Source organism: Moritella sp. PE36 (assembly GCF_000170855.1).
Classification (GTDB): domain Bacteria; phylum Pseudomonadota; class Gammaproteobacteria; order Enterobacterales; family Moritellaceae; genus Moritella.
The window spans coordinates 1-18,755 of the sequence record NZ_ABCQ01000012.1; the positions used below are offsets into that span (position 1 = coordinate 1).

The 18,755-nt window shown below is 42.1% G+C and carries 15 protein-coding genes and 2 pseudogenes; 9 read left to right on the plus strand and 8 right to left on the minus strand.

Annotated elements, in window-relative coordinates; translation table 11 throughout:
- From secA to mutT, 3 genes and pseudogenes are all read left to right on the plus strand, one after another.
- A pseudogene (gene secA, locus PE36_RS09125) lies at nucleotides 1-1,382 on the plus strand (preprotein translocase subunit SecA); the annotation flags it as partial.
- A gap of 92 nt (nucleotides 1,383-1,474) precedes the next feature.
- Nucleotides 1,475-1,561: pseudogene (locus PE36_RS24990) on the plus strand (SEC-C metal-binding domain-containing protein); the annotation flags it as partial.
- 128 nt (nucleotides 1,562-1,689) lie between these two features.
- Nucleotides 1,690-2,082: an 8-oxo-dGTP diphosphatase MutT gene (gene mutT, locus PE36_RS09130; RefSeq protein ID WP_006031718.1), complete on the plus strand. Its 393-nt coding sequence runs from the start codon at nucleotides 1,690-1,692 to the stop codon at nucleotides 2,080-2,082.
- Between the two features lie 280 nt (nucleotides 2,083-2,362).
- On the opposite strand, the gene yacG is transcribed toward mutT, so the two are convergent.
- The 8 genes from yacG to PE36_RS09170 all read right to left on the minus strand — a co-directional run bounded on the left by yacG (nucleotide 2,363) and on the right by PE36_RS09170 (nucleotide 9,520).
- Nucleotides 2,363-2,554: a DNA gyrase inhibitor YacG gene (gene yacG, locus PE36_RS09135; RefSeq protein WP_232286559.1), complete on the minus strand. Its 192-nt coding sequence runs from the start codon at nucleotides 2,552-2,554 to the stop codon at nucleotides 2,363-2,365.
- A 28-nt stretch (nucleotides 2,555-2,582) separates the two neighbouring features.
- Nucleotides 2,583-3,188 (minus strand): dephospho-CoA kinase, encoded by a 606-nt coding sequence (gene coaE / locus PE36_RS09140; RefSeq protein WP_006031720.1) that lies wholly within the window; start codon nucleotides 3,186-3,188, stop codon nucleotides 2,583-2,585.
- A 30-nt stretch (nucleotides 3,189-3,218) separates the two neighbouring features.
- A complete protein-coding gene (locus PE36_RS09145) occupies nucleotides 3,219-4,118 on the minus strand; it encodes an A24 family peptidase (protein WP_006031721.1) in 900 nt (299 codons plus the stop codon).
- A 168-nt stretch (nucleotides 4,119-4,286) separates the two neighbouring features.
- Entirely contained in the window at nucleotides 4,287-5,540 is a 1,254-nt protein-coding gene (locus tag PE36_RS09150; RefSeq protein WP_006031722.1) for a type II secretion system F family protein, read from the minus strand.
- Nucleotides 5,541-5,612: 72 nt separating this feature from the next.
- Nucleotides 5,613-7,316: a type IV-A pilus assembly ATPase PilB gene (gene pilB / locus PE36_RS09155; protein WP_006031723.1), complete on the minus strand. Its 1,704-nt coding sequence runs from the start codon at nucleotides 7,314-7,316 to the stop codon at nucleotides 5,613-5,615.
- A gap of 7 nt (nucleotides 7,317-7,323) precedes the next feature.
- Nucleotides 7,324-7,755, minus strand: a complete 432-nt coding sequence (locus PE36_RS24895; protein ID WP_006031724.1) for a prepilin-type N-terminal cleavage/methylation domain-containing protein — start codon at nucleotides 7,753-7,755, stop codon at nucleotides 7,324-7,326.
- A 391-nt stretch (nucleotides 7,756-8,146) separates the two neighbouring features.
- Entirely contained in the window at nucleotides 8,147-8,989 is an 843-nt protein-coding gene (gene nadC, locus PE36_RS09165; RefSeq protein WP_006031725.1) for a carboxylating nicotinate-nucleotide diphosphorylase, read from the minus strand.
- A gap of 24 nt (nucleotides 8,990-9,013) precedes the next feature.
- Nucleotides 9,014-9,520, minus strand: a complete 507-nt coding sequence (locus tag PE36_RS09170) for a TIGR02281 family clan AA aspartic protease (protein WP_006031726.1) — start codon at nucleotides 9,518-9,520, stop codon at nucleotides 9,014-9,016.
- A 212-nt stretch (nucleotides 9,521-9,732) separates the two neighbouring features.
- On the opposite strand from PE36_RS09170, the gene ampD reads away from it, so the two are divergent.
- The 6 genes from ampD to lpdA all read left to right on the plus strand — a co-directional run bounded on the left by ampD (nucleotide 9,733) and on the right by lpdA (nucleotide 18,571).
- Complete coding sequence (ampD, locus tag PE36_RS09175) at nucleotides 9,733-10,305, plus strand: 1,6-anhydro-N-acetylmuramyl-L-alanine amidase AmpD (protein ID WP_006031727.1); 573 nt, start codon at nucleotides 9,733-9,735, stop codon at nucleotides 10,303-10,305.
- A 1-nt stretch (nucleotide 10,306) separates the two neighbouring features.
- A complete protein-coding gene (gene ampE, locus PE36_RS09180) occupies nucleotides 10,307-11,155 on the plus strand; it encodes a regulatory signaling modulator protein AmpE (protein WP_006031728.1) in 849 nt (282 codons plus the stop codon).
- Between the two features lie 609 nt (nucleotides 11,156-11,764).
- Nucleotides 11,765-12,526 (plus strand): pyruvate dehydrogenase complex transcriptional repressor PdhR, encoded by a 762-nt coding sequence (gene pdhR / locus PE36_RS09185; protein WP_043994394.1) that lies wholly within the window; start codon nucleotides 11,765-11,767, stop codon nucleotides 12,524-12,526.
- 85 nt (nucleotides 12,527-12,611) lie between these two features.
- Nucleotides 12,612-15,269, plus strand: a complete 2,658-nt coding sequence (aceE, locus tag PE36_RS09190; protein ID WP_006031730.1) for a pyruvate dehydrogenase (acetyl-transferring), homodimeric type — start codon at nucleotides 12,612-12,614, stop codon at nucleotides 15,267-15,269.
- 10 nt (nucleotides 15,270-15,279) lie between these two features.
- Nucleotides 15,280-16,893 carry a pyruvate dehydrogenase complex dihydrolipoyllysine-residue acetyltransferase gene (aceF, locus tag PE36_RS09195; RefSeq protein ID WP_006031731.1) on the plus strand — a complete coding sequence of 538 codons (1,614 nt, stop codon included), beginning with the start codon at nucleotides 15,280-15,282 and terminating at the stop codon, nucleotides 16,891-16,893.
- A gap of 244 nt (nucleotides 16,894-17,137) precedes the next feature.
- Nucleotides 17,138-18,571, plus strand: coding sequence for a dihydrolipoyl dehydrogenase (lpdA, locus tag PE36_RS09200; RefSeq protein WP_006031732.1), 1,434 nt, complete (start codon nucleotides 17,138-17,140; stop codon nucleotides 18,569-18,571).
- Nucleotides 18,572-18,755 lie beyond the last annotated feature (184 nt).

The window sequence follows — 18,755 nt, forward strand, 5'->3', positions numbered from 1 at the left end:
AAAACTGTCAGGTATGACTGGTACAGCAGATACTGAAGCCTTCGAATTCCAATCTATCTATAGCCTCGAAACAGTGGTAGTGCCAACCAATAAACCAATGACGCGTAAAGATTTTGGTGATCTGGTTTATCTGACTGCTGCGGAGAAGCATGTTGCGATCATTGAAGATATCAAAGATTGTGTAGCAAGAAAGCAGCCAGTGCTAGTGGGTACAGTATCAATTGAGAGCTCTGAACTACTTTCTAATTTACTGAAAAAAGACAAGATCAAACATAACGTATTGAACGCCAAGTTCCACGAACGTGAAGCTGAAATTGTTGCCGATGCGGGCCGTTCTGGTGCGGTTACGATTGCGACCAACATGGCCGGTCGTGGTACCGATATTGTGTTAGGTGGTAACTGGCAGACTGAAATTGATAATCTGAAGAATCCAACTGAAGCGCAAATCGCACACATTAAAACGGAATGGCAAGGTCGTCATGATACAGTATTGACTGCGGGCGGTTTACACATTATTGGTACCGAGCGTCACGAGTCTCGTCGTATTGACAACCAATTACGTGGTCGTTCTGGTCGTCAAGGTGATGCAGGTTCAACGCGTTTCTATCTCTCTATGACCGATCCGCTCATGCGTATTTTCACCTCAGACCGTATCACGGGCATGATGAAGAAACTGGGCATGGAAGAAGGCGAAGCGATTGAGCATAAGTGGGTAACGCGCGCGATCGAAAACGCACAACGTAAAGTTGAAGGGCGTAACTTTGATATTCGTAAATCGTTACTTGAATTTGATGACGTAGCCAATGACCAACGTAAAGTGGTTTATGAGCAACGTAACGAGCTAATGGAAGCGGAAGACATCAGCGAAACCATGGTTGCGATCCGTGAAGACGTGATCAATGCGGTAATGGATGCTTACATTCCACCACAATCATTGCATGAAATGTGGGATATCTCAGGTCTAGAACAGCGTTTACGTGCTGATTTCATGCTGGAATTACCTATTCAGCAGTGGCTCGATGACGATACTAAGTTATACGAAGAAAAGATCCGTGAACGTATCATGACAGCGGCTAATGAAGCTTACACAGCAAAAGAAGATGCTGTGGGTGCACAAGTTATCCGTCAGTTTGAAAAAGCAGTGATGTTACAAACACTTGATGGTTTATGGAAAGAGCATTTAGCGGCAATGGACCATTTACGTCAAGGTATTCATTTACGTGGTTATGCCCAGAAAAACCCGAAACAAGAATACAAGCGTGAGTCGTTTGAACTGTTTACTGAAATGTTAGAAAACTTGAAATCAGATGTGGTTGGTGTGGTTTCTAAAGTGCAAGTGCAAGCGCCGGAAGACGTAGACGCAGTGGAAGCACACCGTCGCCGTGGCGAGTCATTACCACAGAATATGAATCACGCAACAGCTGAAAACCAGCTAGCAGATAAATCGGCAACGGCTGAAGCAGAAACATTTGTACGTCAAGGTCATAAAGTAGGTCGTAATGATCCTTGCCCTTGTGGTTCCGGTGCTAAGTTTAAACAGTGTCACGGAAAATTGAAGTAATAACGAACGATGGCTATTAACTATAGCCACTAGTCGTTATTAATTAAAATAGAAAGCGCTAAAACAGCAATGTTTTAGCGCTTTTTGTTAATTAAATTTAATATAACTATCCAATAAGAGAACTCATAATGAAAGTCGTTCATGTCGCTGCCGGTATTATCGTTCGTGATCAGCAAGTCTTTATCAGTAAACGTAGCTCAGCGCAGCACCAAGGTGATAAATGGGAATTTCCAGGTGGTAAGGTTGAGTCTGGTGAATCTGTGCTTGAGGCGTTAACCAGAGAGCTGAAAGAAGAAGTTAACCTTGATGTGATCAATGCGCAGGCATTTCATCAGTTAGAATTTGATTATGGCGATAAAATCGTGCAATTAGATTTCTATCTTGTCGATAAGTTTGAGGGTGTCGGCAGGGGACTTGAAGGGCAACAAACGGCTTGGGTAAATATAAGTGAGTTAGCGGATTACAATTTCCCTGCAGCAAATCAAATTATTGTCGAGATGTTAATGGCTCAGTTTTCCTGAGCCATACATACCCAATCTACTTCAAAATGCACAATCAGCAAACCGAAAGGAGAGGATATTCAAGGCATGAAGTCGGGGATTTAGTTATTCTAAATCAAGACTTCATAACGCCGAAGATTCATTCTTTCGGCTTGCCCTACGGGAGGCGAGCAGGAATAACAGCACAGCGTTGCAATATTTAAAAATGGAATAACCATTATTGACATATTGCGCCTTGTTCTGATATCCCTGCTCGACTCTGATATAGCATCTTGAAGTAACTTGGGTATATCATCATGACTTAATCGAACTCGTAACCTTTAGGCTGTAATTCTTGTGGTGATACTTCTTCACCTGGGATGGCGCGTTCACCACTTGCCCATTCGCCAAGATCAATCAGTTTGCAGCGTTCACAACAAAACGGGCGGAATTCGCTAGTGGCAACCCATTCAACAGGCTTTTGACAGGTTGGGCAATTTACTTGCATGATTATTTCCTAAATAAACTGTACTTGAAAGTGGCTAGTCTGCCATGGCTATTGTCGCTAATTCAAGAAATTTCTGATGTAAAATCGTGGTGTCATGGATAAGTTGTTGGCGATCGTCATTCACGATGACTGAGTCTGCAGCTGCAAGGCGTTGTTCACGCGTTGCTTGTGATTGTAATATCGCCTCGACTTGTTCTACAGAGACGTTATCGCGGGCGATAGTCCGTGTTATCTGTACTTGTTCTTCGACATCAACAACCAGTACATGATCGCATAGCGTGGTGAGCTTGTTCTCAACTAACAATGGCACCACTAACAAGGTATAAGGAGAATTACTGGCGGCTAATTGGGCTAATAATTCAGCACGTATCATCGGGTGTAATAAATTATTTAACCACTGTTTATTAACATCATTTGAAAATATTTTTTCACGTAATAACGCGCGATTTAAGCTGCCGTCATCTTGCAATATCTGTTCACCAAAATGCGCGCTTATCTGTTTTAATCCATCACTGTCTATTGCCACCACTTCTCTGGCGACAATATCAGCATCGACTAAATTAATACCTTGAGCTGCAATAAGATCGGCGACCGTGGTTTTACCTGATGCGATCCCACCTGTTAATCCAACAACATACATAGCGCTTACCTTAACAAGTTAAATAGAGTGTTAATAAACAAAATTAACTAAATAAAAATCAACTAATTGGTCGCCCCAGATAAGGTATAACCAACCCGCAATTGCCAGGTAAGGACCAAATGGAATAGGGTTGCCTTTAGCATGTTTTTTTAATGCTATTTGGGTAATACCAATAATTGCGCCTGCAAAAGAAGATAACAGTACAATGGCTAAAATTGATTGCCAGCCGAACCAAGCACCAAACGCAGCTAATAGTTTGAAATCCCCATAACCCATGCCTTCTTTGCCGGTGAGTAATTTGAAACCCCAATACACAGACCACAGTGATAAGTAACCAACGATAGCGCCGATGATGGCATCGGATGGTGTTACCCAAGCATAATTAACGTTAAGAAATAGACCTAACCACAATAATGGTAGCGTCATTTGATCGGGTAATAACATTTTATCAATGTCGATAAAGGTCAGTGCGACTAAGGTCCAGGTTAAGATCAATGCTCCGGCTAATTGAATGCCGTAGGGTATATACATGGCGACCACGAGCGATAATAACCCGGTTAATAGCTCAATACTTGGATAACGTGCTGAAATCGGATTGGCACAATTACTACATTTACCTCTTAATACTAGCCAGCTGATCACGGGGATATTTTCTAATGCCGTAATTTGATGATCACACTTAGGGCAAGCAGAGCGGGGTAACAACAAGTTAAATTTAGTTGTTTCAGATCCAGATGCAGATTTTGGTACTGTGGTTTTGCATTCATCACTGAAATAAACCGTGCACTCTTGTTTCCACTCGCGCTCCATCATGATGGGTAAGCGGTATATCACCACATTTAAGAAACTACCCACTAACAGACCGAGAAGGGCAACGGATAACCATAATAGCCAAGGGGTGAGTTGAAAAAGAAGCGCTAAGTCTTGCATGAAAATTACCTGTACGAATCAAATTGATATACCCAAGTTACTGATTGTGTATCTTGAAGTAGCTTGAGTATGGATAAATGTTAACTGAAATAAGATGATAGCAAACCCACTACTGAAAAGCTGTTAAAGCTTACCTAATCGCTTTTTAATTACATTTAGCCGCCCTAATTACATGATGCTACCCATTTTAAAGATAGGTAAATACATCGCAATCACCAGACCGCCAATGATGACGCCCAGTACCACCATGATCATCGGTTCGATTAAACTGGTTAAGCCATCGACGGCATCATCAACTTGTTGCTCATAAATATGTGCGACTTTGGCTAACATGTCATCGAGTGACCCTGACTCTTCACCGATCATCACCATTTGCGTCACCATGTCAGGGAATAAATTGGTTGAGCGCATGGCTATGTGCATTGGTAATCCGGCGATTACTTCATTACGCATTTCCATTACCGCATGTTTATAAACAATATTGCCCGATGCGCCTGCCGCAGAGGTTAGCGAGTCTACCAATGGAATACCGGCTGCAAATGTGGTTGATAGGGTTCTGGCGAAACGTGCTAACGCGCCTTTATGCATAATGGGTCCAATTGCAGGGATCTTGAGGATAGTGCGTTCGGTGATATGTTTGACTTTAATTGAACGTTTATTCGCTTTAAGGTAAATAATAGGTATCCCAAATAATACCCCGATCACCAAATACCAGAATTGACTGACGAAGTCAGAAATCGACAGCACAAACAAGGTGAAAGGCGGTAGCTCTGCGCCAAAACCAGCGAAGATGTCTTTGAACTGAGGGATCACATACAACAATAAAATAAGCGTCACCACAACTGCTACCGCGACCACCATAATCGGGTAGAACATGGCTTTTTTAATCTTCGATTTGAGTGCTTCGGCTTTTTCTTTATAGGTGGCGATACGATCGTAAATAGTGTCCAATGAACCAGATTGTTCACCTGCGCTGATCAAATCACAATACAAATCATCGAAATAAATGGGATGTTTGCGCAAGGTATCAGAAAGAGATGTACCGGTAGAAACTTCTGCTGCCACCTCGCCGATTAACGAGCGCATGGCGGGGTTGTCATTACTGCGGGCTATAATTTCTAAACTTTGCACTAACGGCACACCGGCATTCAGCATGGTGGAAATCTGTCGTGAAATGAGGGCTATGTCCATCGCTTTAATTTTCTTGCTACCGACAGAAAATAAACCCGTTGATTTACGCTTGGCTTTTAAAACATTGATACCCTGACGGCGAAGTTCAACCTTTAGGTTACTGATGCTTTCTGCTTGCATTTCACCACTGACTTTTTTACCTTTACGATTAACGCCTTGCCAGTGATACGGATAGCGCTTTTTTACTGCCGATGGTTTGCGATTATTGGTTGTTTTGGTTACTGCGACCATGATGCTATCCTTAGCGAATGGTGGACGATAAGATCCTTGTTAAACAGAGGGCTGCTTAGTGATTATTGCGTATTAATGACTGGTGATACGTTCGACTTCAAGCAAACTAGTGACGCCGTCGATGACTTTTCGTAATGCGGATTGTCGTAAGGTATCCATACCTTCCTGCTGAGCTTGATCGTGGAGTTCCATTGAGTTGCTGCCGGTTAAGATCATCCGTGCGATCGTATCAGACATAGGCATGACTTCGTAGATCCCCACACGGCCTTTATAACCCTTGGTGCACTGATTACAACCGACGGCTTTAAATGGTGTGATCCCTTGGTTAATTTGGTCTTGGGCAAAACCAAGTTTGGCTAATTCAGTTACCGGAATATCTTCCGGTTGTTTACATTCACTACAAAGCCGACGACCAAGGCGCTGGGCTATGATCAAGCTGACAGATGAACCAATATTATAAGCCGGCACTCCCATATTTGATAAACGGGTCAGGGTTTCTGCTGCGGAGTTGGTATGCAATGTCGATAATACTAAGTGACCGGTTTGCGCGGCTTTGATGGCAATCTCTGCCGTTTCTATATCGCGGATCTCACCGACCATCACCACATCTGGATCTTGACGTAAGAACGAACGTAATGCTACGGGAAAAGTAAGTCCTGCTTTGAGGTTGATCTGCACCTGATTAATGCCGCTGAGATTGATCTCGATAGGATCCTCGGCTGTGGAGATGTTACGTTCAACCGTATTAAGAATATTTAATCCGCTGTACAAAGACACTGTTTTACCACTACCGGTTGGTCCGGTAACTAGGATCATGCCTTGCGGCTTGGTTAGTGCTTTAAGATAGATCGCTTTTTGTTTTTTGTCATAACCGAGTTTATCAATATTGAGACTGGCTTGGTTGGAATCTAAGATCCGCATCACCACTTTTTCACCCCACATGGTGGGTAAGGTACTGACACGTAGATCAATGGATTTGTTTTTCGATAATTTTAATTTGATCCTGCCATCTTGTGGCACTCTGCGCTCGGCAATATCTAATTTGGCCATGACTTTCAAACGAGCAGAAAAGCGCATGGCTAAGTTAACCGGTGGCGATACCATTTCATGTAAGATACCGTCAATACGAAAGCGCACTCGATATTTAAACTCATAGGGTTCGAAATGAATATCAGAGGCGCCTTTTTTGATCGCATCGAGTAGAATTTTATTAACGAATTTAACGATTGGCGCGTCATCAGCGCTATCTTTACTTTCTTGCTCTAAACGTGACTCGCTATTATCCACTTCCAAGTCACCGATATCGGCATCGTTAAGATCGCCAAGCGCATCAATATCACTTTCGAGTACAGTTTCTAAGGCTTTTTGTAATTGCAGTTCATCAACTAATAGTACTTCGGTATGTAGACTGAAACTAAACGCAAACTCTTCTAATGCGGTGACATTAGTGGGGTCTGACATCGCTAGATACAAGGTTTGCCCCTGTACGTAAATAGGCAGTGCATGGTGTTTTTCGATGAGCTTTTCATTGAGCAGATTATCGGGAATTTCTTCGAGCTTGAAGGTATCTAAGTCAAGCAGTGGCACGCCGTATTCACGCTCTAATAATTGCGCCAATACTTGACTGTCTATGATGTTATTGTCGACGAGGTAGGTCGTGAAGGCTTTACCTTCCTGTTTGGCGCTTTGCAGAAATTGTTGAATTTCTTCTGTCGCGAGATATGAATGTGCGACCAGGCTGTGAGCCAGGCCGCTAGCGCTATGCTTGTGTGGCATTAAATAATTAACATAATGCAGCAGCTACACATGTTGAGGTAGTCTCATCTAACGCCCAAGTAACGATACCATTATTATTTGTTCCTACCATAACGTGAGTAACACCATTGAAGGCATCATCGGTAGTAAGTGTTGTGATTGTTACTGTATTATCAGCATTAACACCAGCTGCTGTCACTGATGTTATTACATCGGTATTGAATGCGCCAGATACGATTGCAGCGACTTGACCTGCACAAACTTCAGGAGTTCGATTAGTTGTTTGGAAACATTTATTAACTTGTTCTGTTGGTAAGGCTGCTGTGTTAGTTACTTCGACAAACCTAGCTTGAGCCATATAAGCTTGATAAGATGGTACACCAATACCAGCTAAGATAGCGATAATTGCAATTACGATCATCAATTCAATTAACGTAAAACCTTGTTGTTGTTTCTTCATTTTTTATATCCTTATAAAATTAGCGAATAGTCCTTTAGTCATCAAATGGTATGAGATATCCGATGAGTTAATTTATTTAAACCCTGATTTAACATTTTGTATACATTTATTTAACGATCTAGATCAAGTTATAAGACAATACGTCGAAATAACCCGTTGATTTGTTGATATATAATTATCTTGTACTAAGGGGCTTGGAGTCGGAATCAAGTAATTTAAACGCTATTTATAGATGAATAACTAAAATGAGGGTTATTATGCAGTGGTTAATTTTATTCTACGTTACTGTACTAGAAAATAAAAAAAGCACTACCCAATGGGATAGTGCTTAGAGGCTTAATTGGAACTTTGTTATTAATTCTATTATTTAGTGGTGATGACTTAATAACGACTATTTAATAAAACGCATCGACAGGTCTGTTGCTTGCACATGCTTGGTTAATGCGCCAACTGAGATAAAATCAACACCGGTTGCGGCAAAGCTAGCTAGCGTTGCAATGGTGACATTACCTGAAACTTCTAATTTAGCTTTACCTTGGTTTAGTTCAACCGCCGCTCGCATCATGGGAATATCAAAGTTATCTAACATCACGATATCGGCGCCTGCATCTAATGCTTGTTGCAGCTCTGCCAGACTTTCTGTTTCAACTTCAACCGGTTTGCCTGGTTGTAGTTCTTTTGCCTTGGCTATGGCGTTTTCAATGCCACCACACGCCATGATGTGGTTTTCTTTGATCAGGTAAGCATCAAATAAACCGATACGGTGGTTTTTACCGCCACCACAAGTGACTGCGTATTTCTGTGCGAAACGTAAACCTGGAATTGTTTTACGGGTATCGAGTAACTGACATTCGGTACCTGCCAGTTGGTCTACATATTCTTTGGTTAATGTGGCAACGCCTGATAAGGTTTGCACAAAGTTTAACGCATTACGCTCACCCGTTAATAATGTACGGGCAGGACCTTCTAGCGTAAATAGCGTTTGGTCTGCGGCAACCAGATCACCGTCCGCCACTAACCAAGTAACTGTTACCGTATCACCAAGCTGGTGGAATACTTCATCAACCCAGGCTTTACCACAAAATACCGCTTGTTCACGACTGATCACTTTGGCTTTAGCTTGTGTCTCTGCTGCGATTAAGTTTGCAGTGATATCACCGTCAGCCACACTTAGACCACCAAGGTCTTCTGCTAATGCAGTGCTTACTGCGCGGCGTATTTCTTGTTGTAACATAATAATTCCTAGGTCGATTAAAAACTAATACTCACTTAAGGTGAGGGTTTTGCCTTGCTGGACTAATTTAACTTGTTTCAATGCATTCATACCAAGCAGAATAGTATCACCTTGCATGTAGGGATTGATATTTGCACTGAGGTCGTAGAACGTCAGTTCACCCACCGATAAGCTATCGAGACGTGTTGAAAAGACTTCAATCACGCCATTGGCGGTATTCACAGATTGGCTGTAACCGGCTCTGAGCCCGATTTGTTCGGCGACCGTTGCCGGTATCGACACCTGTGTTGCGCCTGTATCGAGTAAAAATTTTACCTGATAACCGTTTATATAACCATTAGTAACATAGTGTCCGACGCGATTTTGTTGCAAAATGACAACGGCATTGCCATTTTGTCGATAACTTTCAGGCCGGGTATTCGGGTTTTCTTGCTTGGCTAAATAATCATTAAAGAATAAGGTCATGACAATTAACCCACTGATCCAGGCAATGTAAGTCATGGCTTTGGCGATTTTTTGATTTCCATCCATTGTCTTTCTCCATACTATTCCAGCCAATCTCTGATATAGCATCTTGAATTAGCTTGGGGATAAAGCAGGTTAATTTATTGGCTTCGCATTTTACTGACTCAGCATTGTATTTTACAGACGTAACTATGTTATTGCTAACGATATCATTGTAAAGTGAAGCAATGGTGAGTGGTAGTCTTGCATAGCATCAAACTCGATTATAGTCAGAAGGTATGAATACCGTGGTAAATAGACAATCAAGGTCAGATTTATTGGCAAATGCACAGTTTTTGGCATCGCCACATTATGATGATCGTCCGACGGACGCTGATATTGATTTATTAGTGATCCATTGTATCAGTTTACCACCAGAGCAATATGGCGCTGACTATGTCGAAGATTTTTTTATGGGTAAACTCGATTGCAGTCTGCACCCTTATTTTCAGCAGCTCACCTCGGTGCGGGTATCTGCACATATATACATTAAACGTGACGGTCAATTGATCCAGTTTGTGCCGTTAGATAAACGCGCCTGGCATGCTGGACTGTCTGAGTTCGCTGGTCAATCCCGTTGTAATGACTTTTCGATTGGGATCGAACTGGAAGGGGATGTTAATCATGCTTATACATCAGCGCAGTATCAATGCTTAGCGACTGTCACTGCGGACATCCAGCAACGTTACCCTTTAATTACCCAAGCTCGTATTACCGGTCACAGTGATATAGCCCCTGTTCGCAAAGATGATCCTGGCCCCTATTTCGACTGGACACATTATTTTGCATGTTTAGATTTGAAGGACAATTAATATGGCATTAATCTCTTTGCTGCTGGCATTACTCATTGAACGTGTGGTGCATTTGAGCGCTAAACTTCAGCTCGATAACGTATTGCAGCGTTATCTTTTTCCGTTATTACCCTCCTTTATCAATGGTGGCTTATTTGGCACGCTGGTGATTATCGCGTTACCAGCAATGCTGATGTACAGTTTGCTCGATGCATTAACCGGCCTTTATTATGGCATTTTTACGCTAGTCACTTGGCTGTTATTGTTATTGATGAGTTTTGGTGGTAGTGATTATCGTCGTGATTATCGTCAATACCTCAAAGCATTAAGTCGTAATGATTTAGAAGCCAAAGGCATGTATGCCAACTGTTTGGATGTCAACAGTGAACGTTTCTGCTCTACATTACTTACTACCGCGGTAGCACAGCAACTGGTCTGGATTAATTATCGTTTTTATTTTGCGGTGATCTTCTATTTTGTGGTTGCTGGGCCGATTGGTTTAACCATGTACGTGGTGGCGCGTAGTTACCATAAATATGTTATTCAGCATCATAGCAAACAATTAAACCGCAGTGGCATTCATCGGGTTATGCGTATTGTTGATTGGTTACCGGCGCGATTAACTATGTTCGGTTTCGCGCTGGTGGCGGAAGAGCAGGCGGCGTTACCACAGAGTTTACGTAGCTGGCGCGATCTATCAACACCTGAATTTGATTTATTAGGCAAGGTGGTATATCTCGCCAGTAAAGCCAACGTTGAAACCGATAAATGTTATGACTACACCTGTTATTTGGTGCAACTGGCCAAGCGTAATATAATCTTCTTTGTGACCGTCATTGCTCTGCTTACCATTAACGGTACTATTATTTAGTCAGCATTTAGTCTGCAATGTCGTTAACAGTGTAGTTAATGATTATTTTACCAAGTGGATTAACGAGTCTTAGATTTGCCGGGCTCGTTAATCACCTCGGTTCCAGCGATTTCCTTCTTTCCTTCCTTACATTCAAATTATGCCTTGTGCTGAAATTCCAGCTAGTCTCTGATGTAGCATCTTGACATAACTGGGGTATATATTTAGTGGTCAGACTGTTTACCAAGCAGGTTCTATGGCGGTTAACGCTTGTTATTTAATTATTTTTCATTTTACCTTTAGGCTTCTACGGTGCTGCTCATTTGTGTTTAAGCCATCATATTAAGTGGTAAGACCAATGCATCAAAGTTATCACTTTGGAGGTAGTTTGTTGCTGGTTTATTTTAACGTATCAGTCATTTAAACTGGATGAAATAGTAAACACCCCATTTCCATGCTTAGTTTGTCGGCTTTTTCAGACTGATTTATACTGACTATTTTGATATAGACGCTATAAATACGAACAAAAATGTCTATTTTTAATGACAATCGAGCGTGGTTTTGGTAAATTGTTATGACTTAATATTAAATTGGTCTGACCAATTTACCACTGGTCATTTTGAGGTTCACATGGTCTATCGAAAAATTCAGCAGCCGAAGTTGTCCGATGCGATTGCAGAGCAACTGGAGCAAATGATTTTGGAAGGTAGCTTAGAGTCCGGCCAGCGCTTACCTTCAGAGCGTGATTTAGCCCTGCAGTTTGAGGTTTCTCGCCCGACTGTACGCGATGCAATCTTACGGTTGGAAAGCAAAGGTTTATTGGAACGTCGTCAAGGACGTGGTACCTGGGTGAAGAAGGTCATGGACCAAACGCTGATGGAACCATTATTTCAACTATTGACGACACACCCAGAAGCGCAATTAGATTTATTAGAGTTTCGTCATGCGTTGGAAGGTATTTCAGCGTATTACGCGGCGTTACGTGGAACTGAAACCGACTTTCAGCAATTACGCGTTGCGCTCGATGCCATTAGTGCATCGGAATTAGCACATGATCCGCTGCTACAAGCACAAGCTGTGAGTGCGTTTAATATTGCGGTCACCGCAGCCTCACACAATATTGTGTTGCTACATCTTCTACGTGGGTTGAACCCATTGTTAGAAGATAACATTTGCCAAAATTTTAGGTTGTTGGAAAAGCGTCAAGGTGTGGTTGAACAAATTAGCCAACATCGCGGTGATATGCTCACTGCAATTCTTAACCGACAGCCAGAAACAGCCAGAGAAGCATGTCATGCCCATCTGGCTTATATCGAGCAAGCATTGCTGGATATTGGGCGTGAAGATAGCCGCATTAATCGTGCGTCACGCCGTATACAACAGGCTAAATAGTGTTACTAATGAATATTTTTAAACATTCCTATGGTTAAGAATATTTCTTTAATATTGTAGAGATCTAATTAGTAAGGAATCTCATATGTCCGACATCTTAAAGCATGATGTAGACCCAATCGAAACTACCGAATGGCTAGAATCAATCGAATCAGTAATTCGTGAAGAAGGTCTTGAACGTGCGCAGTATCTATTAGAAAAAGTAATTGCAAAAGCACATCAAGACGGCGTTAAACTAGGCAAAGGCGGCATCACTACGGATTATATTAATACTATCCGTACTGAAGACCAACCTGCATACCCAGGTGACGAGAAACTAGAACGTCGTATTCGTTCGATTATCCGCTGGAATGCTTTAATGATCGTACTACGTGCATCAAAGAAAGACTTAGAGTTAGGTGGCCACATGGCTTCTTTCCAGTCTTCTGCTGCACTTTACGATGTATGTTTCAACCACTTCTTCCGTGCACCAACGGAAAAAGACGGTGGCGATTTAGTTTATTACCAAGGTCATATTTCTCCTGGTATTTACGCGCGTTCATTTGTTGAAGGTCGTTTAACTGAAGATCAACTAAACAACTTCCGTCAAGAAGTTGATGGTAAAGGTATCCCGTCATACCCACATCCTAAGTTGATGCCTGAATACTGGCAGTTCCCTACAGTATCTATGGGTCTTGGTCCATTCTCTGCTATCTATCAAGCGCGTTTCTTGAAATACCTAGCTGGTCGTGGTCTAAAACAAACTGAAGATCAAACTGTATACGCTTTCCTAGGTGATGGCGAGATGGATGAGCCTGAATCACGTGGCGCATTATCATTCGCTGCTCGTGAAGGTTTAGACAACTTAGTATTTGTTGTTAACTGTAACTTACAACGTCTAGATGGCCCAGTAATGGGTAACGGTAAGATCATTCAAGAACTAGAAAGCCTATTTAAAGGTGCTGGTTGGAATGTACTTAAAGTTATCTGGGGCGAAGAGTGGGATGAACTTCTTGCTAAAGACACGTCAGGTAAACTGCTACAGTTAATGAATGAAACTGTGGATGGTGATTACCAAACGTTGAAAGCTAAAGGCGGCGCTTATGTACGTGAGCACTTCTTTGGTCGTTACCCTGAAACTGCTGAATTAGTTAAAGATATGACTGATGAGCAAATTTGGGAACTGAAACGTGGTGGTCATTCTACCAGTAAACTATACGCTGCTTATGCAAAAGCAAAAGCAACAGTAGGTCTACCAACTGTGATCCTAGCTAAGACTGTAAAAGGTTATGGCATGGGTGAAGCGGCTGAAGGTAAAAACATCGCGCATGGCGTGAAGAAAATGAAATCGGATACGCTTAAGCAATTCCGTGATCGTTTCGATGTACCTGTTTCTGATGAAGACCTACTATCATTACCGTACGTTACGCTTGAAGAAGGTTCGCCTGAACACGAGTACTTACATGCACGTCGTAAAGAATTAAACGGTTACTTACCACAACGTCAACCTGAATTTACGGGCAAATTAGACATCCCGACTGTTGCAGATTTTGGCGTGTTACTTGGTGAGCAAAAACGTGAAATTTCGACAACGATGGCTTATGTTCGTGCCCTAAATGTGCTGCTTAAGCATAAAGGTATTGGCAAAAACATCGTACCAATTATCGCCGATGAAGCGCGTACATTTGGTATGGAAGGTCTATTCCGTCAGGTTGGTATTTACAACCCTAAAGGTCAAGCATACACACCTCAAGACCGCGAAATCGTTTCTTACTATAAAGAAACGACCAATGGTCAAGTACTGCAAGAAGGTATTAATGAGCTAGGTGCTATGTCTTCTTGGGTTGCAGCGGCTACATCATACAGTACCAATGACGTACCTATGATCCCACTGTACATCTACTATTCAATGTTTGGTTTCCAACGTATTGGCGACACTGCATGGATGGCTGGCGATCAAATGGCACGTGGCTTCCTATTAGGTGCTACAGCCGGTCGTACAACGCTAAACGGTGAAGGTCTACAACACGAAGATGGTCACAGTTTAGTACAAGCAGGTCTAATTCCTAACTGTGTGTCTTACGACCCAACTTTCGCTTATGAAGTTGCTGTGGTATTACAAGACGGTTTACGTCGTATGTATGGCGAACAAGAGAACGTTTTCTACTACATCACCTTGATGAATGAAAACTATGCTCACCATGCAATGCCTGAAGGTGCTGAAGCTGGCATCCGTAAAGGTATGTATAAGTTAGAAACTTATACTGGCGACAAAGCAAAAGTACAATTATTAAGTTCAGGTACTATCATGATGCAAGTTCGCGAAGCGGCTCGTATCCTAAGTGAAGACTATGGTATCGGTTCTGACGTATTCTCGGTAACTTCATTCAATGAAATTACACGTGATGGTCAAGACGTTGAACGTTACAACATGCTACACCCTGAAGCAGAGCAAAAAGTAGCGTACATCACTACACTAATGAGTGATGCGCCTGCGATTGCCGCGACAGATTATATCAAAAACTATGCAGAACAAGTGCGTGCATACGTACCGACTTCATACAAAGTACTTGGTACTGACGGTTTTGGTCGTTCAGACAGCCGTGCAAACTTACGTCGTCATTTCGAAGTTAACGCGCAATACGTAGTTGTTGCTGCATTATCTGAATTAGTGAAGAAAGGCGATCTAGAAAATCAAGTTGTTGTTGATGCAATTGCAAAATATAACATCGACGCTGACAAAATAAACCCTCTATACGCATAAGGTATAAAAAATGAGTATTGAAATTTTCGTTCCAGACATTGGTGATGATGAAGTAGAAGTAACTGAGATCTCCGTTCAAATCGGCGATACCGTTGCAGAAGAAGATACTTTGCTTGCTGTTGAGGGTGACAAAGCGTCTATGGAAGTTCCTGCACCACAAGCGGGTGTAGTACAAGAAATCCGTGTAAATATTGGTGACACTGTTAAAACTGGTTCATTAATCTTTATCTTTGCTGATGCAGCAAGCGCAGCAGCTCCTGTAGCTCCTGTTGTAGCTGACGCAACTGCTGTTGCAGTTGAAGCGGCTCCTGCTGCTCCAGCGGCAGTACAAGTATTAGAAGTTAACATTCCAGACATCGGCGACGATGAAGTGGAAGTAACTGAGATTTCAGTTAAAGTTGGCGATACTGTTGCTGAAGAAGATACATTAATGGCTGTTGAAGGCGATAAAGCTTCAATGGAAGTACCTGCACCGTTTGCTGGTGTAGTGAAAGAAATTAAAGTAAATATTGGTGACAAGGTTAAGACTGGTTCTTTCATCATGACCTTTGAAGTTGCTGGCGCGGCACCTGCTGTTGCTCCTGTAGCTGAAGCGGCTGCTCCGGCACCTGCTGCACCTGTTGTAGCTAACGCAGAAGCACCGAAAGCTGCTCCAGCTCCAGCTGCAAAAGCACCTGAAGTTACTGGTTTCGTTGAAAACGACGCTTACCACCATGCTTCACCAGTAGTTCGTCGTCTAGCACGCGAATTCGGTGTTAACTTAGATAAAGTTGGCAAAACGGGTCGTAAAGGTCGCATTGCAAAAGAAGACGTACAAACTTACGTTAAAAATGCAGTTAAACGTTTAGAATCTGGCGCTACTGGCGGCAACGGTTCTGGTATGGACGTACTAGCATGGCCGAAAGTTGATTTCGCTAAATTTGGTGAAATCGAAGTAATTAAGATGACTCGTATCCAGAAGATCTCTGGTCCGAACCTGCACCGTAACTGGGTTAAAATCCCTCATGTTACTCAGTTCGACGAAGCAGACATCACTGAACTAGAAGCGTTCCGTAAAGTTGAGAACAACAAACTTGTTAAGCAAGATAAAGGCTTCAAGATCTCTCCACTTATCTTCATCGTTAAAGCTGTAGCTAAAGCGTTAGCTGATTATCCGAAGTTCAATACTTCAATCGGCGAAGATGGCGCAACTATCATTCAGAAGAAATACATCAACGTTGGTGTTGCTGTTGATACGCCAAACGGTCTAGTTGTTCCGGTTATCCGTAACGTTGACCAGAAAGGTATCTACGAGCTTAGCCAAGATCTTGCTGTGATCTCTAAGAAAGCACGTGCTGGTAAACTGACTTCTTCTGATATGCAAGGCGGTTGTTTCACAATTTCTAGCCTTGGCGGTATCGGTGGTACTCAATTTACACCTATCGTTAATGCACCTGAAGTTGCAATTTTAGGCGTATCACGCTCTGAAATTAAACCTAAGTGGGATGGCAAAGAATTTGCTCCTCGTCTTATGTTACCACTGGCACTTTCATATGATCACCGTGTGATCGATGGTGCTGACGGTGCTCGTTTTGTTACAGCATTAAACGGATATCTTTCAGATCTTCGTAAACTAGTACTGTAATTTTAATTAACTAATCGTTAATTTTAATCGAGTAATAGTTTTAGTATTTAATTAAAGAGAAGTTTAAGTCCTTAATAAGAAGAGTTATCGCATTTTTGCAATGTTTTAACTCTTTTTGCTTCTCATTTATTTAACATATATGTAAAATTATCTGGAATTGAACATCATTACTCAGAAGCTTTAAATTGTGCCTTTGAGTGAGGTAATCCGCCATTCCAGATAATTAAATGACAACGAGGTCATAATGAGTAATGAAGTTAAAGCTCAGGTAGTAGTACTAGGTGCTGGTCCTGCAGGTTATTCTGCTGCATTCCGTGCGGCAGATCTAGGTTTAGAAACTGTAATCATCGAACGTTACAACACCCTAGGTGGTGTTTGTCTTAACGTTGGTTGTATCCCTTCAAAAGCGTTACTACACGTAGCTAAAGTAATTGAAGAAGCTAAATCATTAGCTGAGCACGGTATCGTGTTCGGCGAACCAAAAACTGACATCACTAAAATCCGTTCATGGAAAGAAAAAGTTGTTGGTCAATTAACTGGTGGTCTTGGCGGTATGGCTAAGCTACGTAAAGTTAAAGTGGTTGAAGGTTTAGCACAATTTACCGGCGCTAACACTATCGAAGCAACAGACCGTGACGGTAACGTTACAACTGTGACCTTTGATAATGCAATCATTGCAGCGGGTTCACGCCCAGTTAAACTGCCATTCATCCCGCATGAAGATCCACGCGTTTGGGATTCAACTGATGCACTAGCACTGAAAGAAGTTCCTGGTAAATTGCTTGTTCTTGGTGGTGGTATTATTGGTCTAGAAATGGGTACTGTGTACTCTGCACTAGGTTCTGATATTGACGTTGTTGAGTTTGCAGATCAATTAGTACCTGCAGCTGATAAAGACATCGTTAAAGTTTACGCTAAAGCAGTTAAAAACAAATTTAACGTAATGCTAAGCACAAAAGTAACTGCTGTTGACGCTAAAGAAGACGGCCTATATGTTACGTTTGAAGGCAAAAAAGCACCTGCTGAACCAGTACGTTATGATGCTGTTCTTGTTGCTGTTGGTCGTGTACCAAACGGTCTTGGCTTAAATGCTGAGAAAGCAGGTATTACTGTAACTGAACGTGGTTTCATCGAAACTGATAAGACCATGAGCACAAACGTGCCACACATCTATGCAATCGGCGATATCGTTGGTCAACCTATGTTGGCGCATAAAGGTGTGCATGAAGGTCACGTTGCTGCAGAAAACATTGCTGGCAAGAAACACTTCTTCGATCCTAAAGTTATTCCTTCAATTGCTTACACTGAGCCAGAAATGGCGTGGGCTGGTCTAACTGAAAAAGAAGCGAAAGAGCAAGGCGTAAACTACGAAGCTGCTGTATTCCCTTGGGCTGCATCAGGTCGTGCGATCGCTTCTGACGCATCTAACGGTATGACTAAGTTATTATTCAACAAAGACACTAACCGTATTATCGGTGGTGCTATGGTTGGTACTAACGCGGGTGAATTACTAGGTGAAGTTTGTCTAGCAATTGAAATGGGTTGTGATGCAGAAGATATCGCATTAACAATTCATGCGCACCCAACGTTACACGAATCAGTTGGTATGGCTGCAGAAATTTATGAAGGTACTATTACTGACCTTCCTAATGCTAAAGCGATGAAGAAGAAAAAATAATTTAACGCGTTAATCGTTAACTTTTTATTGTAATAGCAGAAAGCGACCTGAGGGTCGCTTTTTTTATGCCTGTTATTATACCAATCACAATAAATAGCGGCTCACTTATTTAATGCAATTGGTATTAGGCATTTTAAAACAGGTGCTGCTAATATAGTTATAACGTGTTGTTCCCATTGGATGG

Excerpts from the sequence above, each read along its gene's own strand:
- mutT (WP_006031718.1), top strand. The coding sequence starts at position 1,690 with ATGAAAGTCGTTCATGTCGCTGCCGGTATTATCGTTCGTGATCAGCAA.
- coaE (WP_006031720.1), bottom strand. The coding sequence starts at position 3,188 with ATGTATGTTGTTGGATTAACAGGTGGGATCGCATCAGGTAAAACCACG.
- PE36_RS09145 (WP_006031721.1), bottom strand. The coding sequence starts at position 4,118 with ATGCAAGACTTAGCGCTTCTTTTTCAACTCACCCCTTGGCTATTATGG.
- PE36_RS09150 (WP_006031722.1), bottom strand. The coding sequence starts at position 5,540 with ATGGTCGCAGTAACCAAAACAACCAATAATCGCAAACCATCGGCAGTA.
- pilB (WP_006031723.1), bottom strand. The coding sequence starts at position 7,316 with ATGCCACACAAGCATAGCGCTAGCGGCCTGGCTCACAGCCTGGTCGCA.
- PE36_RS24895 (WP_006031724.1), bottom strand. The coding sequence starts at position 7,755 with ATGAAGAAACAACAACAAGGTTTTACGTTAATTGAATTGATGATCGTA.
- nadC (WP_006031725.1), bottom strand. The coding sequence starts at position 8,989 with ATGTTACAACAAGAAATACGCCGCGCAGTAAGCACTGCATTAGCAGAA.
- PE36_RS09170 (WP_006031726.1), bottom strand. The coding sequence starts at position 9,520 with ATGGATGGAAATCAAAAAATCGCCAAAGCCATGACTTACATTGCCTGG.
- ampD (WP_006031727.1), top strand. The coding sequence starts at position 9,733 with ATGAATACCGTGGTAAATAGACAATCAAGGTCAGATTTATTGGCAAAT.
- ampE (WP_006031728.1), top strand. The coding sequence starts at position 10,307 with ATGGCATTAATCTCTTTGCTGCTGGCATTACTCATTGAACGTGTGGTG.
- pdhR (WP_043994394.1), top strand. The coding sequence starts at position 11,765 with ATGGTCTATCGAAAAATTCAGCAGCCGAAGTTGTCCGATGCGATTGCA.
- aceE (WP_006031730.1), top strand. The coding sequence starts at position 12,612 with ATGTCCGACATCTTAAAGCATGATGTAGACCCAATCGAAACTACCGAA.
- aceF (WP_006031731.1), top strand. The coding sequence starts at position 15,280 with ATGAGTATTGAAATTTTCGTTCCAGACATTGGTGATGATGAAGTAGAA.
- lpdA (WP_006031732.1), top strand. The coding sequence starts at position 17,138 with ATGAGTAATGAAGTTAAAGCTCAGGTAGTAGTACTAGGTGCTGGTCCT.